General features: G+C 71.8%; 23 protein-coding genes and 2 riboswitches. Of the genes, 12 read left to right on the top strand and 11 right to left on the bottom strand.

Going from position 1 to position 23,928, the window contains the following annotated elements:
* The first annotated feature begins 24 nt into the window (after window positions 1–24).
* Entirely contained in the window at window positions 25–729 is a 705-nt protein-coding gene (locus tag AWQ70_RS40480) for a mannitol dehydrogenase family protein (protein WP_218004499.1), read from the top strand.
* Window positions 644–1,186: a mannitol dehydrogenase family protein gene (locus AWQ70_RS40475; protein ID WP_218004498.1), complete on the top strand. Its 543-nt coding sequence runs from the start codon at window positions 644–646 to the stop codon at window positions 1,184–1,186. Before AWQ70_RS40480 ends, AWQ70_RS40475 begins: the two co-directional genes overlap by 86 nt.
* Here AWQ70_RS40475 and AWQ70_RS11405 read toward each other — a convergent pair.
* The 4 genes from AWQ70_RS11405 to AWQ70_RS11390 form a co-directional block, all read right to left on the bottom strand.
* Window positions 1,173–2,546 carry an L-serine ammonia-lyase gene (locus tag AWQ70_RS11405; RefSeq protein WP_067174084.1) on the bottom strand — a complete coding sequence of 458 codons (1,374 nt, stop codon included), beginning with the start codon at window positions 2,544–2,546 and terminating at the stop codon, window positions 1,173–1,175. The two genes, AWQ70_RS40475 and AWQ70_RS11405, sit on opposite strands and share 14 nt — an antisense overlap.
* A gap of 35 nt (window positions 2,547–2,581) precedes the next feature.
* The gene (gene gcvH / locus AWQ70_RS11400) at window positions 2,582–2,971 is read right to left on the bottom strand and encodes a glycine cleavage system protein GcvH (protein WP_067174081.1); all 390 of its coding nucleotides are present in this window, start codon (window positions 2,969–2,971) and stop codon (window positions 2,582–2,584) included.
* Entirely contained in the window at window positions 2,968–4,053 is a 1,086-nt protein-coding gene (gene gcvT / locus AWQ70_RS11395; RefSeq protein ID WP_067174077.1) for a glycine cleavage system aminomethyltransferase GcvT, read from the bottom strand. Before gcvT ends, gcvH begins: the two co-directional genes overlap by 4 nt.
* 30 nt (window positions 4,054–4,083) lie before the next feature.
* Window positions 4,084–4,184: riboswitch (glycine riboswitch) on the bottom strand.
* A riboswitch (glycine riboswitch) is annotated at window positions 4,185–4,282 on the bottom strand.
* 110 nt (window positions 4,283–4,392) lie between these two features.
* Window positions 4,393–4,956, bottom strand: coding sequence for a GNAT family N-acetyltransferase (locus tag AWQ70_RS11390; protein WP_067174074.1), 564 nt, complete (start codon window positions 4,954–4,956; stop codon window positions 4,393–4,395).
* Window positions 4,957–5,006: 50 nt separating this feature from the next.
* Between AWQ70_RS11390 and AWQ70_RS11385 the strand changes: the two genes are divergently transcribed.
* A complete protein-coding gene (locus AWQ70_RS11385) occupies window positions 5,007–5,597 on the top strand; it encodes a TetR/AcrR family transcriptional regulator (RefSeq protein ID WP_218004497.1) in 591 nt (196 codons plus the stop codon).
* Between the two features lie 27 nt (window positions 5,598–5,624).
* Here the strand turns inward: AWQ70_RS11385 and AWQ70_RS11380 are convergent, their stop codons facing one another.
* Together AWQ70_RS11380 and AWQ70_RS11375 are read right to left on the bottom strand one after the other, a co-directional pair.
* A complete protein-coding gene (locus AWQ70_RS11380) occupies window positions 5,625–6,368 on the bottom strand; it encodes an SDR family NAD(P)-dependent oxidoreductase (protein WP_067174455.1) in 744 nt (247 codons plus the stop codon).
* 32 nt (window positions 6,369–6,400) lie between these two features.
* A complete protein-coding gene (locus AWQ70_RS11375) occupies window positions 6,401–7,213 on the bottom strand; it encodes an SDR family NAD(P)-dependent oxidoreductase (protein WP_067174066.1) in 813 nt (270 codons plus the stop codon).
* Between the two features lie 259 nt (window positions 7,214–7,472).
* Between AWQ70_RS11375 and AWQ70_RS11370 the strand changes: the two genes are divergently transcribed.
* The 4 genes from AWQ70_RS11370 to AWQ70_RS11355 are packed head-to-tail and all read left to right on the top strand — an operon-like array spanning window position 7,473 to window position 12,204.
* Window positions 7,473–8,696 carry an ABC transporter substrate-binding protein gene (locus tag AWQ70_RS11370; RefSeq protein ID WP_067174063.1) on the top strand — a complete coding sequence of 408 codons (1,224 nt, stop codon included), beginning with the start codon at window positions 7,473–7,475 and terminating at the stop codon, window positions 8,694–8,696.
* A gap of 45 nt (window positions 8,697–8,741) precedes the next feature.
* Complete coding sequence (locus AWQ70_RS11365; RefSeq protein WP_067174060.1) at window positions 8,742–9,599, top strand: branched-chain amino acid ABC transporter permease; 858 nt, start codon at window positions 8,742–8,744, stop codon at window positions 9,597–9,599.
* Window positions 9,600–9,601: 2 nt separating this feature from the next.
* Window positions 9,602–11,449 carry a branched-chain amino acid ABC transporter ATP-binding protein/permease gene (locus AWQ70_RS11360; protein ID WP_084516837.1) on the top strand — a complete coding sequence of 616 codons (1,848 nt, stop codon included), beginning with the start codon at window positions 9,602–9,604 and terminating at the stop codon, window positions 11,447–11,449.
* Window positions 11,446–12,204, top strand: coding sequence for an ABC transporter ATP-binding protein (locus tag AWQ70_RS11355; RefSeq protein ID WP_218004496.1), 759 nt, complete (start codon window positions 11,446–11,448; stop codon window positions 12,202–12,204). The genes AWQ70_RS11360 and AWQ70_RS11355 overlap by 4 nt, the downstream gene beginning before the upstream one ends.
* A gap of 173 nt (window positions 12,205–12,377) precedes the next feature.
* Here the strand turns inward: AWQ70_RS11355 and AWQ70_RS11350 are convergent, their stop codons facing one another.
* The 4 genes from AWQ70_RS11350 to AWQ70_RS11335 all read right to left on the bottom strand — a co-directional run bounded on the left by AWQ70_RS11350 (window position 12,378) and on the right by AWQ70_RS11335 (window position 16,807).
* Window positions 12,378–13,079, bottom strand: coding sequence for a gamma-glutamyl-gamma-aminobutyrate hydrolase family protein (locus AWQ70_RS11350; protein WP_067174057.1), 702 nt, complete (start codon window positions 13,077–13,079; stop codon window positions 12,378–12,380).
* A gap of 173 nt (window positions 13,080–13,252) precedes the next feature.
* On the bottom strand, window positions 13,253–14,017 hold the full coding sequence (locus AWQ70_RS11345; protein ID WP_067174054.1) for a 3-oxoacyl-ACP reductase: 765 nt from the start codon (window positions 14,015–14,017) through the stop codon (window positions 13,253–13,255).
* 4 nt (window positions 14,018–14,021) lie between these two features.
* On the bottom strand, window positions 14,022–15,359 hold the full coding sequence (locus tag AWQ70_RS11340) for an aldehyde dehydrogenase family protein (protein ID WP_067174448.1): 1,338 nt from the start codon (window positions 15,357–15,359) through the stop codon (window positions 14,022–14,024).
* Window positions 15,360–15,403: 44 nt separating this feature from the next.
* Entirely contained in the window at window positions 15,404–16,807 is a 1,404-nt protein-coding gene (locus AWQ70_RS11335; protein ID WP_067174050.1) for a glutamine synthetase family protein, read from the bottom strand.
* A 269-nt stretch (window positions 16,808–17,076) separates the two neighbouring features.
* Here AWQ70_RS11335 and AWQ70_RS11330 point away from each other — a divergent pair, with 269 nt between their 5' ends.
* The 4 genes from AWQ70_RS11330 (at window position 17,077) to AWQ70_RS11315 (ending at window position 21,750) form a co-directional block, all read left to right on the top strand.
* Entirely contained in the window at window positions 17,077–17,784 is a 708-nt protein-coding gene (locus AWQ70_RS11330; RefSeq protein WP_067174444.1) for a FadR/GntR family transcriptional regulator, read from the top strand.
* Between the two features lie 198 nt (window positions 17,785–17,982).
* Window positions 17,983–18,807 (top strand): hypothetical protein, encoded by an 825-nt coding sequence (locus AWQ70_RS11325; protein WP_157530009.1) that lies wholly within the window; start codon window positions 17,983–17,985, stop codon window positions 18,805–18,807.
* A 271-nt stretch (window positions 18,808–19,078) separates the two neighbouring features.
* A complete protein-coding gene (locus tag AWQ70_RS11320; RefSeq protein WP_067174047.1) occupies window positions 19,079–20,017 on the top strand; it encodes a hypothetical protein in 939 nt (312 codons plus the stop codon).
* Between the two features lie 506 nt (window positions 20,018–20,523).
* Window positions 20,524–21,750, top strand: coding sequence for an MFS transporter (locus AWQ70_RS11315; protein WP_067174044.1), 1,227 nt, complete (start codon window positions 20,524–20,526; stop codon window positions 21,748–21,750).
* A gap of 1,083 nt (window positions 21,751–22,833) precedes the next feature.
* Here AWQ70_RS11315 and AWQ70_RS38755 read toward each other — a convergent pair.
* A complete protein-coding gene (locus tag AWQ70_RS38755) occupies window positions 22,834–23,247 on the bottom strand; it encodes a hypothetical protein (RefSeq protein WP_157530008.1) in 414 nt (137 codons plus the stop codon).
* A 303-nt stretch (window positions 23,248–23,550) separates the two neighbouring features.
* On the opposite strand from AWQ70_RS38755, the gene AWQ70_RS11305 reads away from it, so the two are divergent.
* On the top strand, window positions 23,551–23,928 hold a 378-nt coding region (locus AWQ70_RS11305; RefSeq protein ID WP_157530007.1), incomplete at its 3' end, for a DUF222 domain-containing protein.

The following is a 23,928-nucleotide window of genomic DNA, read 5'->3' as shown; positions in this document are numbered from 1 at the left end:
GGTCGGAGAGGTCGTGAAGAAGCGGTGAAGAGGCTGTCCCGCGCCACCCTGCCCCTCGTGCCCGAGCCGCTGCGGCCGGCCGTGGACCCCGCGTCGTTGCGGCCGCGCGTCGTCCACCTCGGCATCGGGGCGTTCCACCGGGCGCACCAGGCCGTGTACACCGAGCGGGCCGAGGCCCTGCACGGCGGCGGCTGGGGCATCGTGGGCACCACCCAGCGCGGCCGCGCCGTCGCCGACGCGCTGCGCCCGCAGGACGGGCTGTACTCGGTGACGCTGCGGGAGCCGGACGGCCCGGTCACCCGGGTCGTCGGCTCGGTGGCCGAGGTGCTGCACGCCCCCGACGACGGGGACCGGCTGACCGCGCTGCTGTCCGACCCCGGCGTCACCGTGGTCACCCTGACCGTGACCGAGAAGGGCTACCGGCGCGATCCGGCCACCGGCGGGCTCGACCTGCGCGACCCGCTGGTCGTACGCGACCTGGCCGGGGCGCCCGTGCCGGCCACGGTCGCCGGGCGGCTCGCCGCCGGGCTGCGGGACCGGATGCGCTCGGGCGCGCCGATCTCCGTCGTGTGCTGCGACAACATGGCCGGGAACGGAGAGGTGACCGCGCTGGGAGAGCACGGGCGCCGAGCTGGTGCCCGACGTGCGGCCCTACCAGCTCACCAAGCTCCGGCTGCTCAACGGGGCGCACTCGCTCATCGCGTACCTGGGCCTGGCGGCCGGGTGTGAGACCGTCGCGGACGTCATGGACCGGCCGTGGGGCGAGCGGATCGTCCGGGAGTACGCGGCGGAGGTGGCGGCCACCGTCCCGGACGGCCCGGACCCCGGGTGGTACACCGACACGCTGGTGCGGCGGTTCGCCAACCACGCCATGCGGCACCGGCTGCGGCAGATCGCCATGGACGGCTCGCTGAAGCTGCCGGAGCGGTGGCTGGCCGCGCTGCGCGAGCTGCGCGCCGCCGGCCGGGACGCCCCGGTGCTGGAGGCGACGCTGGCGGCATGGGCCGGGCACACCCGCGACGACGTGCCGGACGACCCGGCGGCGGACCGCCTGCGGGCGGCCTGGCCTGGGCGGCGGGACGCGGAGGCCGTGCGGGAGCTCCTCCTCGTCCTCGGCGCCTCCGACCTCGCGGACGACACGGCCCTGGTCACCGCCGTGGCCGGGCGCCTGGTCAGCACTCGATGACGTTGACGGCCAGGCCGCCCCGGCTGGTCTCCTTGTACTTGTCGAGCATGTCCCTGCCGGTGTCGCGCATGGTCTTGATGGCCTTGTCGAGCGACACGAAGTGGCGGCCGTCGCCGCGCAGTGCGATGCGGGCGGCGGCGATCGCCTTGATCGACGCCACCGCGTTCCGCTCGATGCACGGGATCTGGACCAGGCCCCCGATCGGGTCGCAGGTCAGGCCGAGGTTGTGCTCGATGCCGATCTCGGCGGCGTTCTCGACCTGCTCGGGGGTGCCGCCGAGGACCTCGGTGAGCCCGGCCGCCGCCATCGAGCAGGCCGACCCCACCTCGCCCTGACAGCCCACCTCGGCGCCGGAGATCGAGGCGTTCTCCTTGAAGAGCACCCCGATGGCCCCGGCGGTGAGCAGGAAGCGCACGACGCCGTCGTCGTCCACTCCGTCCACGAAGCGGGTGGAGTACGAGAGCACGGCCGGGATGATGCCGGCCGCGCCGTTCGTCGGGGCGGTGACGATCCGGCCGCCCGCCGCGTTCTCCTCGTTGACCGCGAGCGCGAACTGGGTCACCCAGTCCATCGCGCGCAGCGGGTCGCGGTCGGCCTCGGTCTGCAACCTGCGCAGGAGTTGGTTCGCCCGCCGCCTGACCTTGAGCCCGCCGGGGAGCACGCCCTCCTTGGTGCTGCCCCGCCGTACCGACTCGGCCATGACCGACCACAGGTGCAGCAGGCCCTCGCGGATCTCGGCGGTGGTGCGGCCGAAGGCGCGCTCGTTCTCCAGCATGAGCGCGGAGATCGACAGGCCCGTCTCCGCGCACCGGGCGAGCAGCTCCGTCCCCGTGGTGAACGGGTGGGGGAGCACCGTGTCGTCCGGTTTGATGCGGTCGGCGCCGGTGGCGTTCTCGTCCACGACGAACCCGCCGCCGACCGAGTAGTAGATCTTCTCGCGCAGGATCTCGCCGGAGTCGGCGAAGGCGGTGAACCGCATCCCGTTCGGATGGTGGGGGAGGGAGATCTTCCGCTCGAAGACGAGGTCGTCGCCGACGACGAAGGGGATCTCGCGCAGGCCGTACAGGGTGACCGTGCCCGTCTCCCGCATGGCGGCGAGCCGCTCGTCGACGGTGTCCACGTCGACCAGCTCGGGCTTCTCGCCCGAGAGGCCGAGCAGGACCGCCTTGTCGCTGCCGTGGCCCTTGCCGGTCAGACCGAGCGAGCCGTACAGGATGACCTCGACGCGCGAGGTCTTCTCAAGCAGACCGTCGTGGTGAAGGCCGCGGGCGAACTTGTGCGCCGCCGCCATCGGGCCGCCCGTGTGCGAGCTGGACGGCCCGATGCCCACCTTGAACAGATCGAAGACACTGATCGCCACTGATCCATGCCCTTATCTGGGAATGTCGGGAAAAGTCAGGACTCGCCCGAGGTGAGGGTGGTGTACTCGGCGGCCGAGAGCAGGTCCTCCGGCTCGCCCTCGACGCGCACGCGGAACAACCAGCCCTCGCCGTACGGGTCGGAGTTGACCAGGGAGGGGTCGTCCACCACCGCCTGGTTGGTCTCCACGATCTCGCCGCCGACCGGGGCGTAGATGTCGCTCACCGACTTGGTGGACTCCACCTCGCCGACCGCGTCACCGGCCTCCACGTTGGTGCCGACCTCCGGCACCTGCACGAAGACCACATCGCCGAGCTGCTCCGCGGCGAACGCGGTCACGCCCACCGTCACGGTGAGGCCGTCGTCCAGACCGGCCACCCACTCGTGCTCCTTGGTGTAGCTCAGCTCGTCGGGAATGCTGCTCACTTGCTCCTCCTGTAGAAAGGCAGATCGACGACGTCAACGGGTTCTTGGCTACCACGGATGTCCACGGTCAGACCTCCCTTTTCGAGGGCGTCGGCCGAGACGTACGCCATGGCGATGGGCTTGCCGAGGGTCTGCGAGGGCGCGCCGCTGGTCACCTCGCCCACGACCTCGCCCTCACGCGTGACCGGGTATCCGTGGCGGGGGACCCGGCGGCCGCGCGCCACCAGGCCGACCAGGCGCCGGTCGGGGGCCGGGCGCCCGGACAGCGCGGCCTTCCCGACGAAGTCGCCCGGCTTGTCGAACTTCACGATCCGGCCGAGCCCGGCGTCGAAGGGCGTCATCTCCGCGGTCAGCTCGTTGCCGTACAGCGGCATGCCCGCCTCCAGCCGGAGCGTGTCCCGCGCGGACAGGCCGCAGGGCCGCAGTCCGAGATCCGCGCCCGCCTCCGACAGGGCGTTCCAGAGCGGGACCGCGTCCTCGGGCCGGACGAACAGCTCGAACCCGTCCTCGCCCGTGTAGCCGGTGCGCGCGAGCAGGACCTCGAACCCGGCGACCTCGCCGGGGAGACCCGCGTAGTACTTGAGCCCGTCCAGGTCGGCGTCGGTCAGCCTGCCGAGGATCGCCGTGCTGTTCGGCCCCTGGATCGCGATCAGCGCGTACGCGTCCGACCGGTCCTCGACCCGGGCGTCGTACGGCTTGGCCCGCTCGGCCAGCTCCTGCGCGACCCTGGCGTAGTTGGACGCGTTGGCGACGACCAGGAAGTCCTCCGGCGCGAGCCGGTAGACGATGAGGTCGTCCAACACGCCGCCGTCCTCGGTGACGATCATGGTGTATCGGGCCCGGCCCGGCTCCAGGACGCTCAGGTGGCCGACGAGGGCGTAGTCGAGCGCCTCTCCCGCCTGCGGGCCGGTGACATGGATCTCGCCCATGTGGGACAGGTCGAACAGCCCGGCCGCGGTGCGCACCGCGTTGTGCTCGGCCGACTCGCTGCCGTACCGCAGGGGCATCTGCCATCCCGCGAAGTCGGTGAGCGTGGCGCCGAGGCTTTCGTGGACCTCACGCAACGGGGTAGATCGGGACATGATCGCACCTCAGGAAGACGGATGAGAGCATCCTCCCCCTCTGTCATCGGTGCCTGAGAGCTTCGTCCGTTTCCTTACCCGGACTTTCACCTTCGGCGAGGCCGGTCCACGGCCTGCTTTCCAGAGGTCACCTGGCCCGAGCGGTCCTTTGCCTTGAGAGGTTCGCGGGGAGGGCTTGCTCCTTCAGGGGACCTGACCGGCTGTCAGGACGCTCTCCCGCACGGGTTCAACGGTGCCCCGCCAGCCTAGTGGTCGGACGCGGCCGTGTGAAACCGGTCCTCGGCGACAATCCGCCGCACGGCCGCTCAACCGCGTCCGAAGAGCTCTCGGGCCCGGCGCCTACCGGGGCGAGGCGGCGCGCGTGGCCGACCATTCGGGAGCGAGGACCGCCCAGATCTGCTTGTCGTAGCGCACGCCCCGGTACGGCCATGCCTCGCGGCGCACGCCCTCCAGCGTCATGCCGAGCCTCTTGGCCACCGCTGAGCTGCGGTCGTTGTCGGCCCGGCAATGCCACTCGGCCCGGTGCAGCCCCCGGGACGTGAACGCCCAGTCCAGCAACGCGCCGCACGCCTGTGTGATCAGGCCATGGCCCTCGGCGGACGGCTCCAGCCAGCAACCGATCTCACACACACCGAGAGCGGCATCGAAATCGGTGAACATCACACCGCCGACCAGCACTCCATCCCGCCAGATGCCGTACAGGCGGGCACCGTCGCCGGCCTGGCGTTCGGCATACCGCTTGAGCGTGGCCCGCGCCCCGTCCACGTCGTCGGTGACGAACGCGGACCCGACCCACGGACGAATGTGCTCGCGAGCCCGATCCAGATGGTCGGCGAACTCCTCGGCATGCCAGACCTCCAGCCCGCCGAGGTGAGCACCGTCGCGCAGCGGCAGCGAGAACATGAGGGCCTCCCATTCACATAACAAGCGTTACGGCAATGTACCGTGGCAGTGTGCCACGCACCAAGGGAGATCACGAGGCCCGCCGACGCGATGTCTCCGAAGCGGTCTGGCAGGTCATGGCCACACGCGGCTTCGCCGGCCTGACCCTGCGCGCCGTCGCCGCCGAACTCGGCGCGACCACCGGCCTGCTCACGCACTACTTCCCCACCAAACAGGCCTTGGTGGCGTACGCCCTCGACCTGCTCGAACAGCGCACCGTCTCCCGCCCCCGCCGCCACACGGGCGAAGGTCTGGCCGCCCTCAGGGACGCGCTGCTGGACATCCTGCCGCTGACCCCCGACGCCGCCGACAGCAACCGGATCTGGGTCTCCTCCTGGGACGCCGCACTCTCCGGCCCCGCCCTGAGCGCCGACTACGCCGGCAAGTACGCGCAAAGCCGCGACAGGCTGAGCGAGCGGGTGGCCGCGGCCCAGGAGCTCGGCGAACTGCCCCCTGGCGACCCCGCGCGCATCGCGGCCGGCGCCCAGGCCTTCATCCTCGGCCTGGTGGTCCAGGCCCTGTTCGACCCGGCGGCGTTCCCGCCGCGGCGGCAGGTCGAGCTCCTGGACGACTACCTGGCCGGCCTGACCGCCCGGGAGTGACCGTTCAGGCCGCGACGGCGGGCCCGGTCACTGGGTGACGGTCCAGCCGCCGTCGATGGGGAGGACGGTGCCGTTGACGTAGGAGGCGAGGGGCGAGAGCAGGAACAGGATGGCGTACGCGATGTCGTCGGGCTCGGCCATCCTGCCCAGCGGGATCCGCTGCAGCGTGCGCTGTCCGATGTCGCTCTGGGCGAAGCCCGCCAGCCGCGGCGTGTCCACCATCCCGGGGGCCACGGCGTTGGCGCGTACCTCCTGGCTGCGGTACGCCGCCAGATGGCGGGTGTATCCGGCGATCCCGGCCTTGACCGCGCAGTACCAGTCCGAGGCGGTGCCGACGATGTTGCCGGCGACCGAGGCGACGTTGACCAGGGCGGCGCCCTCGGGGACCCCGCCGGAGAGCCAGGTGCCGGTCATCCGGCGCACGCTGCCCAGTGAGATCCGCACCGCCTCGTCGAACTCGTACTCGCCGGACGACGCGGGGCCGGCGTTGTTGACCAGGTAGCGGACGGCGCCCAGCCGGGACCGGGTCTCGGCGAAGCCCGCCGCGATGTCCGCCGCCGCCGACACGTCGGCCCGCACGGCGAGCGCCGTGCCGCCGGCCTCGCCCACGCGCGCGACCGTGGCGGCCGCGGCGTCCCCGTCGAGGTCCCAGGCGGCGACGCGCAGGCCGAGCTCGGCGGCGCGCAGGGCGGTGGCCCGGCCGATGCCGCTGCCGGCTCCGGTGACGAGGACGACGTCTCCGGCGGTGAACCCGAAATGGATCGTCGGCATGGTCACTCCTGTGTCCTGTCGGGGCGAAGGGGTCATACGCCGTAGCCGCCGTCGACGTCCAGCTTCTGACCCGTGATGAACCGGGCCCGGTCGGAGGCGAGGAAGCAGACCGCCTCCGCGATGTCGTCCGCGGAGCCGAAGCTCCGGAGCGGGATGTTGGCCATGGCGGCGTCGAGCGCCCGCTGGTCCAGGTCGCCCGAGGCCTGGAGGCGGGCGGACATGCCGTCGGTGAGCATGCCGGGGCCGACGCAGTTCACCCTGACGCCGAAGCGCCCCTCCTCGGCGGCCAGGCCGCGCGCCAGCGCCTCCACCGCGCCCTTCGGCCCGGCCGACAGACCGTCGCGTACGGGATAGCGGCGGGTCGCGGCGGTGGTGACGGCGACGACCGATCCGCGGGAGGCGCGCAGGGCGGGCAGCGCGCGCTGGACGACGGTGAAGAAGCCGGTGACGTCGGCGTTGAGCTGCTCGGCGAGCACCGCCGGGCTGATCTTGGAGAGATGGATCATCGGGACGTGCGGGCCCGCGGCGTGGACGAGGGTGTGGATCGCGCCGAACCGCGAGACGAGCGACTCGACGTACGCGCCGACGGCGTCGGCGTCGGTCACCTCCAGGCGCTCGGCGGTCACGGCGGGCACCGGCTCCGCAGTGGCGGGCGCCGGGCTTCCGCCGGGGGGCGCGAGCCGCGACAGCTCGGCGACCAGCGTGTCCGCGGCCTCCTTGTTCGACCGGTACGTGAACGCGACCGCCGAGCCGCGCCGCGCGAGGTGGCGGCAGACGGCGGCGCCGATGCCGCCCGACCCGCCGGTGACCAGGGCCACTCCCGGCCTGCCTTCGAAGTCCCTCACCCGTGAGCCATCCCGTCGACCGTACGAATACAAACAAGCGTTTGGTCACATTAGGGACTCGCCGGCGGCCCGTCAACGGGCGGCCCCACCGCCCGGATGCGACCGGCCTATAGGCAACCGGCCTTCGGGACCACTAGTCTAACAAACGTTTGATCGAATGATCATCGATCGCGTGGCTCGGCGGTGCCGTGCGGACGGCTGCCCGCACCCCGCCTCTGAGCACGGTCGATCGTTTTCTGGGTTCTCCGGAGGCTGTGGAATGAAGGGTCGTCTTTCCCTGGTGGCGGCGGTCGTGGCGGGCACGGCGCTGACGCTCGCCGGATGCGGATCGTCGGGATCGTCCGGCTCGTCCGGCTCCTCGGGCGGGGAGGAGGGAGGTTCCTCCTACCGCGTCCTGGTCCTGGGCGGCGTGAGCGCCGAGGGCGTCCTCGCCGACAACGCCAAGACCTCCATCGTCGCGGCGAAGGCCGGCGCCGAGAGCGTCAACAAGAACGGCGGCGTCCTCGGCAAGAAGGTCGAGGTCACCGTCGTCGACGACGGGGGCAAGCCCACGGTCGCGGTCACCAAGCTGCGCGAGGCGCTCGCCAAGGACGGCAAGCCCGACCTGGTGCTCAACTCCGGCCCCTCGACCGTCGCCGCGGCCACCCTGCCGATCCTGAAGCAGAACAACATCCTGTCCATGAACATCGGCCCCACCGAGGACTCGTTCAACCCGTCGGCGTTCCCGCTGAACTTCGACCTGTCGCCGTCGGCCGCCGACTACGCGAAGGGCTTCGTCGCCCACGTCAAGGAGAAGGGCTACAAGACCGTCGGCATCATCCACGGCAGCAGCGCGTTCGGCGTGACGTTCGGCAAGGAGATCGAGAAGGCGCTGACCGGCGCCGGGATCAGTGTGGTCGGCACCGAGGAGTACGACGTCGCCGCCCTGGACATGACGCCGCAGCTCCAGTCGCTGCAGGCCAAGAAGCCCGACGCGCTCATGATGAACGCCTACGGCAGCCCGGTCGGCTACCTGCTGAAGAGCCTCCAGAAGCTCCAGTGGGACGTCCCGGTCGTCGCGGACATCTCGGTCGCCACGACCGGCCTGATCTCCTCGCCCCCGCCGAACGGCGTCCTCGGCACCGACCAGGTCAAGAACCTCGTGATGGAGGCGTACGGCAGCACCGTCTACGACCCCGCGAACACGCGGGTGAAGGAGGCGGTGGACACGATGGCGGCGATCGACGCGATCCCGGCGACGCTCGTCATGGCCTACAACTACGACGCGCTCCCGCTCGTGGCCGCGGCGGCGCAGAAGGCCGGGGCGGTCGACGCGAAGGCGCTCGCCCAGGCGCTCGAGGACCCGGCGGTCCACGAGAAGGCCGTGACGGCGATGCTGCCCCGCTACAACTTCACCGCCCAGTCGCACTCGCCGAACGTGGACGAGAACGCGTTCGTCTTCATCGCGCCGTCCACCATCAAGAACGGCCAGTACCAGAAGTAGGCCGACGGCAATTCACCGAAGGCGAGATACGTAAAAGAGGTTCCCATGACACTGATCTGGGGAGGTCTGGCCCTCGGCGCGGTGTACGCGCTCGTCGCGATCGGCTACAACATCGTCTTCATCTCGTCGAAGACGTTCAACTTCGCCCAGGCGCAGTTGATGATGGTCGGCACGTTCGTCGCGTACACAGGGCTGGTCACCCTCCGGCTGCCCGTTTTCGTGGTGGCGTTGATGGCGGTCGCCGCGGTCTTCCTGGTGGCGGCCATCGAGGAGCGCGTCGCCATCCGCCCCGTCAAGGAGCCGGAGGCCGTGCTGGTCACCACGCTCGGCGCGTCGATGCTCCTCGACGGCGTGACGCAGCTCATCTGGGGGCCGCAACCGCTGACGGTGCCCTTCTTCGGCTCCGACGACGTGATGAGCCTTTTCGGCGGCCAGGTCTACCCGGTGGAGATCGCGCTCATCCTGCTGACGGTCGTCATCGTGGTGGCGCTGTCCCTGCTCGCGCGGCGTACGCTCCTCGGCCTGGCGCTCCTCGGGATGGCCGAGGACCGGGAGGCGGCGATGTTGCGCGGCGTGAACGTGCGGCGGCTCGCCTTCGGCGCGTTCGCCTTCACCGGCGCGCTGGCCGGGCTCCTCGGGCTGTTCGTGGGGCCGAAGACGTTCGCGGTGGCCACGCTCGGCGCCTCGCTCGCGCTCAAGGGCTTCGTGGTCGTGGCCATCGGCGGGTTCGGGTCCATCCCGGGCACCCTGGTCGGCGGCGTCATCGTCGGCCTCGTCGAGGCGCTCGCCGCGCGCTACCTCGGCAGCGAGTACGCCAACATCTCGGTGTTCGCGGTGCTCGTCGTGATCCTGATGGCCCGTCCGTCCGGCCTGTTCGTGCGGACCCAGGAGAGGACGGTCTGACCGTGACGCTGTGGCGAAGCCTGCGCTCGATCCCGTCGTGGATCGTCCCGCTGTGCGCCGGGGTCGTCGTACTGCTGCTGCCCGTGCTGGGCCTGGACTTCTCCACCGGCAGGCAGATCCAGCTCGCGTGCATCCTGGCCCTCCTCGTGAGCGGCCTGAACCTGAGTCACGGGTACGCGGGCGAGCTCGCGCTCGGGCAGGCCGCGATGTACGCCGCCGGCGCGTACACGGCGGGGCTGCTGTCCAAGGCCGGGCACACCGACATCCTGCTGCAGTTCGTGCTCGCGGCCGCGGTCGCGCTGGTGGTGGGGCTCGTCTCCGGCATTCCCGGGCTGCGGCTGGGCGGCTGGTCGCTGGCGATGACGTCGTTCTTCCTCGTGCTCCTCGTCCCGGACATCCTCGCGGTCTTCGCCGAGTGGACGGGCGGGCGCAACGGGCTGAGCGGCGTCATGCCGCCCACCCTCCTCGGCGCCGACCTCGCCGGCGACGCGTACTACTGGGTCGTGGCGGGCGTCACGCTCGCCTGGTTCGCGATCATGCGCAACCTGATCGTCTCCCGGCACGGCGTCGCCTTCCGGGTGCTCAAGAAGAGCCCCGTGCTCGCCTCCTCCATGGGCATCTCGGTGTTCCGCATGAAGCTCCTCGCGTACGCGGTGGGGGCGGTGCCGGCGGGCCTGGCCGGGGCGCTGTTCGTCAACCTCGACCTGTACGTCTCGCCCGAGGCCTTCGGGTTCGTCACCGCGGTCACCGTGCTGGCGGCCTCGATCCTCGGCGGCTCCGCCAGCGTGTACGGCGCGCTGCTCGGCGCGGCGATCATGCAGTTCGGGCCGAACCAGGCCAGCGAGTTCCAGGAGTACGCGCTGGTGTTCACCGGCGTCTTCCTGATCGCCGGCGGCGTGCTGCTGAAGGGCGGGCTGGCCGGTCTGTGCCGACGCCTGGTGAGCCGGCTCGACCGGGCGGCCGGGGTGACGACGGCGGCGCGGAACGTCTCCGCCGACGTGCCGGACATCGCGGGCGCGACGCTCGCGATCGACGGCGTCTCCAAGACGTTCGGCGGGAACCAGGCGCTCAAGGGCGTCTCGCTCGCGGCGCGCCCGGGGAAGGTCACCGCCCTGATCGGCCCCAACGGCTCGGGCAAGACCACGCTGCTGAACATGGTGTGCGGCTTCTACCGGACCGACTCCGGCACGATCACGATCGGCGACACCGCGCTGCAGGGCCTTCCCCCGCACCGGGTGGCCAGGGCCGGGGTCGCCCGCACCTTCCAGACGCCGAACATCCCCGAGGGCGTGACGGTGCTGGAAGCGGTCTCGTCCGGCCGGTACAGCGGCCACCGCGCCTCGGTGTTCTCCGCGATCCTGCGGCTGCCCGGCTTCCGCCGGGTCCGTACGGACGACCTGGTCGAGGCCGAGCGGGCGCTCGCGCTCGTCGGCATGTCCGACCTGCGCGACGCGGAGGCCACGTCCCTCCCTCTCGGGATGCGGCGGCTTCTCGAGGTGGCGCGGGCGCTGGCCGCGCGTCCCGGGGTGCTGCTCCTGGACGAGGTCGCGTCCGGCCTGGACGAGGACGAGGTCGAACGGCTCGCCGGGCTCGTCCGGCGGATCAGGGAGGCGGGCGGCACGATCGTCCTGGTCGAGCACAACTTCCGCCTCGTCCTCGACCTCGCGGACGAGATCGTCGTGCTGGCCCACGGCTCGGTGATCGCCACCGGGCCGCCCGAGGTCATCGAGAGGAACCCCCGGGTGCTCAGCGAGTACCTCGGCATCGACGGCGAGTCGGCCGAGGGGCGGGCGAAGGTCGCCGAGCTCACCGGCGGCGGGGAGATCACGGGCACTGGGGAGAGCGCATGATGAGCGAGGAGAACGGGACGCCGCTGCTCCGGGTGCGGAACCTGGGGACCGGCTACGGCGACCTGCGGGTCGTGTGGGACGTCTCCCTCGACGTGCGGCCGGGACGGCTCACCGTCCTGCTCGGACGCAACGGCGCGGGCAAGACGACCACGCTGCGGGCCGTCTCCGGCCTCAACAAGGCCGTCGCCGGCACCGTGGAGCTCGACGGCCGGGACGTCACCCGCCTGGCGCCGCACCAGCGCGTGCGGCTCGGCATGGCGTACGTCCAGGAGGGGAAGCGGGTCTTCCACCGGCAGACGGTCGAGCAGAACCTGCTGCTGGGCGGCTACACGCTCAAGATGAGAAGGGCGGCGCTGCGCGAGGAGATCCAGCGGATCTACGAGCTGTTCCCGGTGCTCGGGGAGAAGCGCGGGCTGCTCGCGGGCAGCATGTCCGGCGGGCAGCAGCAGATGCTCGCGATCGGGCAGGCCCTGATGGCCCGGCCCAAGCTGCTGCTCCTGGACGAGCCGTCGGGCGGGCTCGCCCCGGCGATCGTGTCCGAGGTCATGGAGCGGATCGGGCAGCTCAAGGAGACCGGGCTCGGCATCCTGCTGGTCGAGCAGGCGGTCGAGGCGTCGGTGCGGGTGGCCGACCAGGTGGCCGTCATCGACATGGGCCGGGTGGTCGTCTCCGCGAGCGCGGACGAGGTGGACGACCTCGGCGTCCTCCGGGACGCGTACTTCGGCAGAGGCGGCCGCGAGGCGGCCTCCGGCTGACGAGAACGGCCGGCGAGAACGGCCGGCGAGAACGGCCGGCGAGAACGGCTGTCGAGAACGGCTGTCGAGAACGGCTGCCGGGAGCGGGCGGCGCGTGGCGCGCGGCGGGCGACGGGATCGCCGCCGTGCGCCGCGTTCGGCTCTCGCCGCCGCGTGCCGTGGGGCGCGCGTGCCTAGTGCGCGGCGTGGCGGGCGGCGGCCCGGACCAGGGCGTCGAAGAGGGGCGCGTGCTCGTCGGCCTCCGGATGCCACTGCACGGCGTGGCCGAAGGGGTGGCCCTCCAGCTCGACCGCCTCGATCGTGCCGTCGTCCGCCTCGGCGGTGACCGCCAGACCGTCGCCGAGCCGGTCGACGGCCTGGTGGTGGTAGTGCGCGGGCGTCACCTCCTCGGCCTCGTACACCTTGGCCAGGGCGGGCGAGAGCCGCACCGGGAGCCGGCCGAAGGCGCCGGGCGCGGGGGAGTGGCCGAGGTGGCCGACGACGTCGGGAAGGTGCTGGTGGAGGGTCCCGCCCCTGGCCACGTTCAGCACCTGCATCCCGCGGCAGACGCCGAGGAACGGCAGTCCGGTGTCGAGGGCGCCTCGCAGCACCCGGAACTCCGCCTCATCACGAAATTTCCGGATGTAGCCGGTCTTGTGGTGGGGCGGGGAGCCGTACCGGGCCGGGTCCACGTCGCCGCCCCCGGCGAGGACCAGCCCGTCGAGCCGCCCGGCCAGGGCGGACGGGTCCCCGGCCGGGGGCAGGACGACCGGCTGCCCGCCCGCCGCCGCCACCCGCTCGACGTACATGTACGGCAGCAGCGCCGCCGTCATCTCCCAGACGGTGAACTTCGCCGGTTCGACGTAACACGTGATCCCGATGACCGGACGGGCCATGCCGCCGCCTTTCCTCGTGACTCCCCCGATGCGCCCGCCGCCGGAACGCGCGGGCTCCGATGTTCACCGCACCGCGTTCCGGCGACGGACGATGCGCGGTCCCGGACGCCGCCACCCCGGAATACCCCGCCACGCGGCAAGGCAGTGCTCCCTGGCGATGCGGTGCTCCCCGGCTACAGCGGTGTGACGTACGCGCTGGAGATGCCGCCGTCGACCAGGAACTCCGACGCCGTGATGAACGAGGCGTCGTCGGAGGCGAGGAACGCGACCGCCGCCGCCATCTCCTCCGCCCGCGCGAAACGGCCGATCGGGATGTGCACGAGACGGCGCTGCGCCCGCTCGGGGTCCTTGGCGAACAACTCCTGCAGCAGCGGGGTGTCCACCGGCCCCGGGCAGAGGGCGTTCACCCGGATGCCCTCGCGGGCGAACTGCACGCCCAGCTCCCGCGTCATCGCCAGAACGCCGCCCTTGGACGCCGTGTACGAGATCTGCGAGGTGGCCGACCCCATCACCGCCACGAACGACGCCGTGTTGATGATCGACCCCTTGCCCTGGCGCCGCATGTACGGGATCACGTGCTTGCAGCAGTAGTACACCGAGGTCAGGTTGACCTCCTGCACCCTGCGCCACGCGTCGACGCCGGTCGTGAGGATCGAGTCGTCCTCCGGCGGTGAGATGCCGGCGTTGTTGAACGCGATGTCCACGCTGCCGAAGGTGTCGTGCGCCGTCCGGAACATCCGTACGACGTCGTCCTCGACCGAGACGTCCGCCTGGACGAACAGGCCGCCGACCTCGTCGGCCGCCTTGGCGCCCGCCACCTCGTCGAGGTCCACCGCGACCACCTTCGCGCCCTCCTGCGCGAACCGCCGGGCGGTGGCGAGCCCGATGCCGCTGCCCGCCCCCGTGATGACGGCCACACGATCCTGCAAACGTTGCATAGGTCTACTCCGTTGCGATGAAGACGTTCTTGGTCTCGGTGAAGGCGGCGAGGGCGTCCGGGCCCAGCTCCCGGCCCAGGCCCGACTGCTTGAACCCGCCGAACGGCGTCCAGTAGCGCACGCTCGAATGCGAGTTGACCGACAGGTTCCCGGCCTCGACCGCGCGGGCCACGCGCAGCGCCCGGCCCACGTCGGACGTCCAGATCGACCCGCTCAGCCCGTACGGCGTGGCATTGGCCAGGCGCACCGCGCGCTCCTCGCCGTCGAACGGGACCACCGTCACGACCGGCCCGAAGATCTCCTCCTCGTAGGCCCGCCGGAACGCCGGATCGCCGTCCCCGGACAGGGGGTCGAACCCGGGCGGGGCGGCGAGGACCGTCGGCGCGAACCAGAAGCCGGGCCCCTCCGGGCGGGCGCCCCGCGCGTACGGCGTGAGCCCGGGACCGGCGAACGACGCGACCCGGGCGAGATGCTCGGCGCTGACCAGCGGCCCCATCTGGGTGGCGGGGTCGAGCGGGTCGCCGACGCGGACCTCGCGCACGGCCGCCGCGAGCCGCTCCAGGAAGTCGTCGTAGATCTCGCGCTGCACGAGCAGCCGGGAGCGGGCGCAGCAGTCCTGCCCGGAGTTGTCGAAGACGGCCATCGGCGCGGAGGCGACGGCCCGGTCCAGGTCGGCGTCGGCGAAGACGATGTTGGCGCTCTTGCCGCCGAGCTCCAGCGTCACCCGCTTCACCCGGGCGGCGGCGGTGGCGGCGATCCGCCGGCCGACCTCGGTCGAGCCGGTGAACACGATCTTGGGCACGTCCGGGTGCTCGACCAGCCGGGCGCCCGCGACCTCGCCCGCCCCGGGGAGGACCTGGAGCACCCCCTCGGGCAGGCCGGCCTCCAGGGCCAGCTCGGCCAGGCGCAGCGCGGTGAGCGGGGTCCACTCGGCGGGTTTCACGATCACCGCGTTCCCGGCGGCCAGCGCCGGAGCGACACCCCACATCATGATCACCATGGGGAAGTTCCACGGCACGATCACCCCCACCACGCCCAGCGGCTCGTGGAAGGTGACGTCCACGCCGCCGGGGACCGGGATCTGCGCGCCGTGGTGGCGCTCGGGCGCCCCCGCGTAGAAGTCGAGCACGTCGCGCACGTTCCCCGCCTCCCAGCGGGCGTTGCCGATCGTGTGCCCGGCGTTCGCGATCTCCAGCCGGGCCAGCTCGTCGGCGTGCTCGTCCACCACCCGGGCGAACCGCCGCAACAGCCGGGCCCGGTCGCCCGGCGCGGTCGCCCGCCAGGACCGGAACGCGGTCCTGGCACGCTCCACCGCGCGGTCCACCTCGGCCGCGTCGGCCATCTCGACCTCGGCGAGTACGGCCTCGGTCGCCGGATTGATGATCTTCACAGTCTCTCGAACCCCCGGAAGAGCTCCCAGTCCGTCACCGCCGCGTCGAACGCGGCGATCTCGACCCGGGCGTTGTTGGCGTAGTGGTCCACGACGTCCTTTCCGAACGCCTCCTCGGCGAGTGCCGAGCCCTCCCACATCGCGAGCGCGTCGCGCAGCGTGCCCGGCACCGACTCGGCCCCCGACGTGTACGCGTTGCCGCCGTACGGCTCGTCGAGGGGCAGCTCGTGCTCGATGCCGCGCAGCCCGGCGGCGATCAGCGCGGCCACCGCGAGATAGGGGTTGACGTCCCCGCCCGGCACCCGGTTCTCGATGCGGAGCGAGGGGCCGTGCCCGACCAGGCGCAGCGAGCAGGTGCGGTTGTCGACGCCCCACTTCACGGCCGTCGGGGCGAAGCTGCCCGGGACGAACCGCTTGTAGGAGTTGATGTTCGGCGCGTAGAAGAGGGTCAGCTCGCGCAGCGCGGCGAGCTGGCCCGCGATGAAGTGCTCGCCCACCTTCGACAACCCGTACGGCTCCCGCCCGGCCATCACCGGCGTCCCGTCGGCGTCGCGCAGCGAGATGTGCACGTGGCAGGAGTTCCCCTCGCGCTGGTTCGGCTTGGCCATGAAGGTGATCGACCTGCCCTCCTGGGCGGCGATCTCCTTGGCGCCGTTCTTGTAGAAGACGTGGTTGTCGCAGGTCGTCAGCGCGTCGGCGAACCGGAAGGCGATCTCGTGCTGGCCGAGGTTGCACTCGCCCTTCGCCGACTCGACGTACAGCCCGGCGCCCTCCATGCCGAGCCGGATCTTCCGCAGGAGCGGCTCGATGCGCGCCGTGCCGAGCAGCGAGTAGTCCACGTTGTAGACGTTGGCGGGGGACAGGTCGCGGTAGCCGCGCCGCCACGCCTCCTCGTACGTGTCGTCGTAGACGCAGAACTCCAGCTCGGTGCCCACGAAGGCGGTCCAGCCGTACGCGGAGAGCCGGTCGATCTGCTGGCGCAGGACCTGCCGGGGGGACGGCGCCACGTCGGAGCCGTCCTCCCAGACCAGGTCGGCCAGGAGCAGGGCGGTGCCCTCCTGCCACGGCACCCGCCGCAGGGTCGCGAGGTCGGGCCTCATCACGAAGTCGCCGTAGCCCCGGTCCCAGGAGGACATGGCGTAGCCGTCCACCGTGTTCATGTCCACGTCCACGGCGAGCAGGTAGTTGCAGCCCTCGGCGGCGTGTTCGAGCACCTCGTCGAGGAAATATCTGGCGGACAGGCGCTTGCCCTGCAACCGGCCCTGCATGTCGGTGATCCCCAGCAGGACGGTGTCAACCCGGCCCGCCTCGATGTCCACGCGAAGCTGCTCGACGGTCAGCACACCGCCTCCTCGGGGCGTTAAAAGTCTGGAAACAGACCAATGGATGGATGCAAGCATCCGGCCCGCCCCCGCGTCAACCATCGTCGTGGGCTAATCTCGGGCCGAAACGCCCTGTGAGGATGGGACGGGGGACGATCAGAGGTGTTCCCCGGAGGAGCCCCGGCGTACCCGTTTGCGGCGCGTGGGGGACGCCCTCGGCGCGCCGGACGGGAGACCGGAGAAGACCGCGTCCCGGCGGGCGGGAACGAGAACGGGCCGCGGGGACGAGCCGCGGGAAAGCCGTAAGGAAAGGTGCGAGGGAAGGAGTCGCCGTGGACGCGCCCCCGATGCTCCCGCTGCTCCGCCCGGTCAGGTCGGGCAACGCCTTCGAGGAGACCGTCGAGCGGCTGCTCCAGGCGATCAAGCTCGGAGTCGTCGCCCACGGAGAGAAGCTGCCGCCGGAGCGCGAGCTCGCCGCCCAGCTCGGCATCAGCAGGGTGACCCTGCGGGAGGCGATCCGCGCGTTGCAGGACGCCTCCTTCCTCGACGTACGGCGCGGCCGGTACGGCGGCGCGTTCGTCGTCTACGAGCCACCGAGCCCCGGCACCGGCGACCTGCGCCGGGCGGTCAAGGCGATGGGGCAGGGCGACCTGGAGGACGCGCTGACCTTCCGGATGGCGGTCGAATGCGGCGCCGCCGAGGTCCTGGCGAGCGCCGAGCTGACCCCTGCGCAGCGCGGGACGCTCACCCGCAGGCTGGCGGACGTGAACGAGGCCGCCCCCTCCGAATATCGACGGCTCGACACGGCGTTCCACCTGTCGATCGCCGAGCTGACCGGCTCGTCGCTGCTCACCGCCGCCTGCGCGGACGCCCGGTTGCGGGTGACCGACCTGCTCAACGCGATCCCGGTGCTGCTGCCCAACATCGAGCACGCCTCCGTCCAGCACGCCGCCATCGTGGACGCGATCCTCGCCCGCGACCCGGAGGCGGCGCGCCGGGCCGTCGCCGAGCACCTGGAGGGTACGGCGGCGCTGCTGCGCGGTTTCCTCTCCTGACCGGGGCCCGCGCCGTCGCGGGGTACGGGCGCTCACGAGGGGCGGCGGCTGGGAATCCGGGGGGCCGGAGCGTTCACGGAGCGGCGGGTCCTGCTGCGCGGACGACACTGCCGGAGGACGCTGCTGTGGGACGGCCCCAGGGACGGGTGGGGCGAAGATTGCGTAAGGAGCGGGAACATCGCCTGGGGACATTACGAGATGGCTGACTGGTTTCACGAGCGCGTGGTGGAGACCCACCGGCTGCCGCTGTTCTGCTTCTTCGTGGCGCTGATCGTGGCGTTCGTGTTCACCCGGATCAATGTGCGGCTGATCAGGTCGCGGGTGCGATGGTGGTTCGGGAACGTCAGCGTCGGCGAGATGCACATCCACCACGTCGTCTTCGGCGTGGTGCTCATGCTGCTCGGCGGCGTCTCCGGCCTCATCGTCTCGGGCATCTCCACCGGGTGGTACGCCTTCACCGCGGCGGTCTTCGGGGTCGGCTCCGCCCTCGTACTGGACGAGTTCGCCCTGATCCTGCACGTCAGGGACGTCTACTGGTCGCAGGAGGGCCGCACGTCGGTGGACGCGGTCTTCGTGGCGGTCGCCGCGACGGGCCTGCTGCTGCTCGGGCTGCGCCCGCTGGGGTGGGGCGGGTCGGACGACACCCCCGAGGGCAGGTGGCTCGCGGCGGGCTTCCTCGTCGTCAACCTCCTCTTCGCCGTGATCACACTGCTCAAGGGCAAGATCTGGAGCGGCCTGCTCGGGCTCTTCCTCCCGCCGATCGTCTACGTCGGCGCGGTGCGGCTGGCCAGGCCCGGGTCGCCGTGGGCCCGCTGGTTCTACGGCGAAGGGGCCAGGCGGCCCAAGCCCAGGCGCATGGCCCGCGCCGTACACCGGGAGGAGCGATGGCGGAGACCGGCCATCCGGATGAAGATCGCCGTCCAGGAGTTCGTCTCCGGCCGCCACGACCTGCCCACGCCGTACCGTCAGGCCCGCCGCCGCGATCTCCCGGCCGCGTCCCGGCGCTCCGACCGCCGGGGCTGAGGCCGGGGCCGTGAGTCAGCGGACCGGAAGAGCCGCGGCATATCCGGGGGGAAGGCCGAGGCAGGGGGACAGGGGAGACCGGCGGCCGGAAGGTTCGAGCCGGGACACGCGGGGGAGAGCAAGAGGCCGAGCCGGGAGACGCGGGGGAGAGCAAGAGGCCGAGCCGGGGCACGCGGGGGACCGTAAGCGGCAGGAACGCCGGTGCGGCCGGGTGCAGGGCTCGCCGCAATAGTGTGAACACGATGACCGCCGACAAGGAGGGCGTTGGACAGTGGAGCCGCCGCCGTTTCACCTCCGCCTGATCGAGGACCTCCATGCCGCCCGCGCGCGTTTCGGCCTGCTCCTGGCCGGCCCGTACGCGCTGAGCGCGCACGGTTTCGCGCGCCGACCCGGCTCGCCCGAGGGCGTCCAGGGTGTGGCCGCCGATCAGCGCCTGCGCACGTGCTCCGGAACGGGAGCGGGCGCCGGTGTGGACGCCGCCGCGGGCGCGGACACTGACCTCGACTCCGACCGGCACGCGGATCCCGGCGGCGATCGGCGCGCCGGCATGGGCACGGACCCGGGCACAGGCGTGGGCACGGGCGTGGGCACTGACCTGGGCAGGGGCGCGGGCGTCGGCGCGGACACGGCCATCGACTTCGTGACCGCCGGGGAGACCCCGCTCGCGGAGGTGGCCGACGGGGTGATCGCCGAGCTCGGGCGGCACGGTCTCGCCGCCGAGGTGGCCGAGATCGACGGGCGCATGGGGCGGCTGGTGGTCACCGATGAGATCGGCGGCCAGAGGTGCGAGGTCGGGCTCAGGCGGGAGGCGTTGCGTGACCGGCCCGCGATGCTCGACCCGTGCCCGGCGGTCGGACTCGACGACGCGGTGGGGCTCCAGGTGCGGGCGCTGCACGACAGGGGCCTGCCGGGGGACTTCGCCGCCCTCGTCGCGGTCTCCGAGCTGCACCCCTTCCGTGAAATGGAGCGGCTGGGAGCCCTCCACACCGACGACTGGCGGCTGGACGACCTGCTCCGGCGGCTGGAGACCGTCGATCTGCTCGCCGACGAGGCGTTCGCGGCGTGCGGACTGGACGACGACGGCGCCGACGCCGTACGGCGGTTCGCGTACGCCTGGGCCGAGGACATCCGGCTGCGCCGGGTCGAGGACGGCGACATCGACGAGGACACCTTCGACCAGGACATGCTCGACATCCCAGACGTGGACTGAGAGGCCCGGCTCCCGGTCCCCCGCATGGTGGACGTCTGGAACGCCGGGGACGCCGGCGCGCACGCCGAACAGTTCGCCGAGGACGCCGACTACATCACGTTCTTCGGAGAACACTCGGCGGCATCGGGGAGCGGCTCGGCTGCCCGGCGCGGCTCGAGTAGCCGCCGAAGAGCCCGAGGCCCCGCCGGGACCGCTCCCCGGCGGGGCCATCGCGCCGTGGCCCGCCCGTTCCCCGGAATCGGACGCTCGGACGGCTTCGGGGCACCCGTTCATGACGTCGTCCCGCGCCGCCAGTAGCCGTTCCGCCGGGTGGGCGGCAGCTCGTCGATCCAAGTACGGCGTGGACCGATCTGGCGGTGTGCGCCCTGAAGGAGAGGCGCGGTTTGCGCCTCGGAACGGTGTCCGTAATGCCACCCTCCAGCGCCGGAAATCTTCACGGCGTGGGATGGTAATTGTCCGTGAGCGATCAAGAGGTGGGCGTCCAAGGGTTCATACGTCGGCATCTGATGGACACCCGGCCACTCGCGACAGCGTCCTTTCGCCGTCTGCTGATCGGCCAGGGGCTCTCGCTCATCGGCTTCCAGCTCACCGCGGTGGCGGTCAGTGCCCAGGTCTACGCGCTCACCAAGTCGTCGCTGTGGGTGGGACTCCTCGGCCCGGTCGCGCTGGTGCCGCTGGTCGTCTTCGGTCTGTGGGGCGGCGCGATCGCCGACGCCGTGGACCGCCGCAAGCTCGTGCTCGTCTGCTCGCTGGTGACGTGGGGGGCGACACTGGCGCTGCTCCTCAATGCGATGCTCCTGTCGAACATCTGGCTGCTGATGGCGGCCGTCGCCGTCCAGGCGACCGGGGTCGCCGTGGCTTCACCCACACGGGTCGCGATCATCCCGAGGCTGGTCCCGGCCGACCTGGTGCCGTCGGCCAACACGCTGAACTACACGCTCGGCAGCCTCGCCTCGGTGCTCGGACCGTTGCTCGGCGGCGTCGTGCTCGCCGGAGGCGGTTACGCCATGGCGTACCTCATCGACGCGCTCCTGTTCAGTGCCAGCCTCTACGCGGCCATACGGCTGCCGCGGCTCGAACCGCTCGGGGAGTCCACCGCGCCCGGTGTGCGTGCGGTGGTCGACGGGCTCCGTTACATCATGGGCAGCCCGATCGTGCTGATGTCGTTCGTCGTGGACATCATCGCCATGGCCTTCGCGCTGCCACGCGCCCTCTATCCCGAGCTCACCGCCGTACGGTTCGAGGGCTCGGAGATGGCGTTCGGCTGGTTGTCCGCGAGCGTGGCGATCGGCGCGGTCGTCGGCGGCGTGTTCTCCGGCTGGGTTGGCCGGGTCCGCAGGCAGGGCGTGGCCCTGACCTTCGTGATCGCGGTGTGGGGCGTCACGGTGGCCGCCGCCGGGCTGGCCCAGCAACTGTGGCTGGCCGTCGCGCTGCTCGCCGCGGGCGGTTTCGCCGACCTCGTCTCGGCGGTGTGGCGGCAGACGATCCTCCAGACGTACGCGCCCGACGAGATGCGCGGCCGCCTCCAGGGCGTCTTCTACGTCGTGGTGGCCGGCGGCCCGAGGCTGGGCGACATGCGCGCGGGAGCGACGGCCGCGACGTTCGGCCTGGTGCCCGCCTGGGTGGGAGGCGGCCTGGTCTGCGCTGTCGTCGTCCTCGTCGTGGGCCTGTCCGTGCCCGCGTTCCGCGCGTACCGCTCGGACCAGTCACCCCTGAAGGTGGCCGCCTCGTAGTCGGCTGGGAATCCGTGCGGCCACGAGGTCGGCATCCGGCAGCAGTCGGTCTTTCAGAGAGTCTCCGCGGAACAGGCCCTTGAGATAACCGCGTACGCCCTGGCAGGGGAGGGGCGCCGGACATTGGGCCCGATCTGCCGCCCCTCAGGACGATTGGGTGCCGGAGGCAGTCTCCGAGCACTGCGGCTGATAGTGCCGGGCTTCAGGGCGTGCCCGCTGCTTCATCCAAGGTGTCGGCGGATGTGTCCGCGGCGGCGCTCCCAGGACGCCACGCCTCTACCAGCGGAAACTCTTACACCACTTCCGTGGACGCAACCTGCTGAACGTTTACGCCAACGCCGCACCGGGCGCGGCGTTGGCGGTGACGTCCTTTCTCAATACCCCGCTTGCCCATGCTGCGTTTCGAACCGCGCCAGCGTTGCCCGTTACCGCGCTGCCGTTTGCCGTCGCCGCACCGCTTGTGAACCGACCCCGAACGGAATTGCGAGCACAATTGCAACAAACAGTACACAAGTGACTACTGTGAGTTGTGAATAGAACATGTGAGCGATATATTTGCGCAGGGTGGAGTTGTCGGAGCAGGGAAGGAGGCGCATCCGGATGATGATTTCGGGCGGCGTGCTGCTGTCACACCGACTGGAGGGCGCGTCTTCAACTGGTTCGTCCGATGTGCCCGCCGCGTCCCCGCGACGGCGTGGCCCCTGGAGGCATGCGCCGTTCACTGGATCTGGTCGCTTCGCTGGTGACTCCTACGGTGCTGTACTGCTCGATCGCGCCCGCATCCGTGCCCGCGCCGGCACGCCTGTTCCGGCTCGGCCCGCCCGCACTCCCGCTGAGACTGCTTCTCCGGATGTCGGCCGTTTCGAGCCCATGCAATCCACCGTGGCCCGGCCGGATGGGAGGCAGAGCGGTAGGCAGGGCGGCGGTGTGCCGTCACAGGGTTGGTCCTTGTTCGATTCGGCCTCGGATGGCACTGCCAGGTCTGATGGTGGCGAGCGGGATGATGCGTTGTCCTGGGCGCGGCGGCTGATGGGCGTCGCTGAGCCTGTAGAAGGCCGGGGGCCGTCTCGTGGAGTGTGGCCGTCAGCACCGACGGGCCCCGTTACCGCCGCGCTCGGTTTCTCGGGGCTGGATGCCGTTGGGTCCGGTGCTCCAGAGCGGGGAGCCGGTGCCGCAGTGCTCGATGGCGGGACGGCCGATCCGGGGACGGGGGCGGGGGCGGGAACCGACGGCCGGGACGAGCGCCGGGACGAGCGCCGGTGTCCGCAAGATGACGATGGTGGTCTTTCGGCCTGGGATGGCATCTGGCAGGGGCGTCGCCCTGCCTCCGACCAGCGATCGGCGGTTGCCCCTGCCGGGCGCGGCGGCCGGGACCGTGGCCAGTGGGACGGCGGGCGACGGGGCGGGGACCGGGGGCAGCGGGTTGATGGGCAGCAGGACAGCGAGCGCTGCGGCGGCGGACGGCGGGACCGTGTTGAGGGCTGGCGTGATGATCACGGGCGGGATCGGGGTCGGGGTCAGGCGGGTGAGGGTCAGAAGACTCAGCCCGGGGTGGCTCAGTCCGGCGGCGACCGAGACGCTCAGACCGGTGCGAGCCGGGAGGCTGCGTCTGATGGTGACGGTAGGGATGTGGATGCCCGGGCGGGTGACTGGCCCGACCCGGCGTTGGCCGGGCCTGCCGTCCGAGACCTGCTCGCCTGCGTCGAGGGGATAGCCGCTGCTGGGTCAGGGGGCGCGCCGGGGGCTGTGTCGGGAGGCTCTCCGGGCGAGGCCGAGACCGAGGTCGATGTTGAGGTGGCGATGGCGGAGATCGTCGCGCTGGCCCGGGTGATCGATCTCGCCGAAGCAGCACTGGCAGCGCGGCTGCGGATAGCCGAGGCCGGCAAAGGCCACCAACTGTTCGGACGGCGTTCGATCGGGTCATGGCTGGCGGCGGCGACCGGTACCCGCTCCGCGCGGGCCGGGGAGCGCGTCACTCTGTCGCGGCAGTTGTCGCGTCTGCCGCAGGTGGCCGCCCGGCTCGCCGAGGGCAGCCTCTCCTACGGGTACGCGACGGCGATCACCTCCGCCGCCCGTCATCTGGACGACGCCGAGACCGCGCTGGCGGAGCCGATCCTCCTCAACCTGGTGGACGCCCCCGCCTCGACCGTGGAGGACGTCGCACGCGCCGGTCAGACC

Source organism: Microtetraspora niveoalba (assembly GCF_001570405.1).
Classification (GTDB): Bacteria; Actinomycetota; Actinomycetes; order Streptosporangiales; family Streptosporangiaceae; genus Microtetraspora; species Microtetraspora niveoalba.
This window is presented reverse-complemented; position numbering and strand designations above follow the sequence as displayed.

Excerpts from the sequence above, each read along its gene's own strand:
- AWQ70_RS11365 (WP_067174060.1), top strand. The coding sequence starts at position 8,742 with ATGACACTGATCTGGGGAGGTCTGGCCCTCGGCGCGGTGTACGCGCTC.
- AWQ70_RS11355 (WP_218004496.1), top strand. The coding sequence starts at position 11,446 with ATGATGAGCGAGGAGAACGGGACGCCGCTGCTCCGGGTGCGGAACCTG.
- AWQ70_RS11390 (WP_067174074.1), bottom strand. The coding sequence starts at position 4,956 with ATGTTCTCGCTGCCGCTGCGCGACGGTGCTCACCTCGGCGGGCTGGAG.
- AWQ70_RS11380 (WP_067174455.1), bottom strand. The coding sequence starts at position 6,368 with ATGCCGACGATCCATTTCGGGTTCACCGCCGGAGACGTCGTCCTCGTC.
- AWQ70_RS11370 (WP_067174063.1), top strand. The coding sequence starts at position 7,473 with ATGAAGGGTCGTCTTTCCCTGGTGGCGGCGGTCGTGGCGGGCACGGCG.
- AWQ70_RS11340 (WP_067174448.1), bottom strand. The coding sequence starts at position 15,359 with ATGGCCGACGCGGCCGAGGTGGACCGCGCGGTGGAGCGTGCCAGGACC.
- AWQ70_RS11330 (WP_067174444.1), top strand. The coding sequence starts at position 17,077 with ATGCTCCCGCTGCTCCGCCCGGTCAGGTCGGGCAACGCCTTCGAGGAG.
- AWQ70_RS11350 (WP_067174057.1), bottom strand. The coding sequence starts at position 13,079 with ATGGCCCGTCCGGTCATCGGGATCACGTGTTACGTCGAACCGGCGAAG.
- gcvT (WP_067174077.1), bottom strand. The coding sequence starts at position 4,053 with ATGTCCCGATCTACCCCGTTGCGTGAGGTCCACGAAAGCCTCGGCGCC.
- AWQ70_RS11315 (WP_067174044.1), top strand. The coding sequence starts at position 20,524 with ATGGACACCCGGCCACTCGCGACAGCGTCCTTTCGCCGTCTGCTGATC.
- AWQ70_RS11335 (WP_067174050.1), bottom strand. The coding sequence starts at position 16,807 with ATGCTTGCATCCATCCATTGGTCTGTTTCCAGACTTTTAACGCCCCGA.
- AWQ70_RS11325 (WP_157530009.1), top strand. The coding sequence starts at position 17,983 with ATGGCTGACTGGTTTCACGAGCGCGTGGTGGAGACCCACCGGCTGCCG.
- AWQ70_RS11345 (WP_067174054.1), bottom strand. The coding sequence starts at position 14,017 with ATGCAACGTTTGCAGGATCGTGTGGCCGTCATCACGGGGGCGGGCAGC.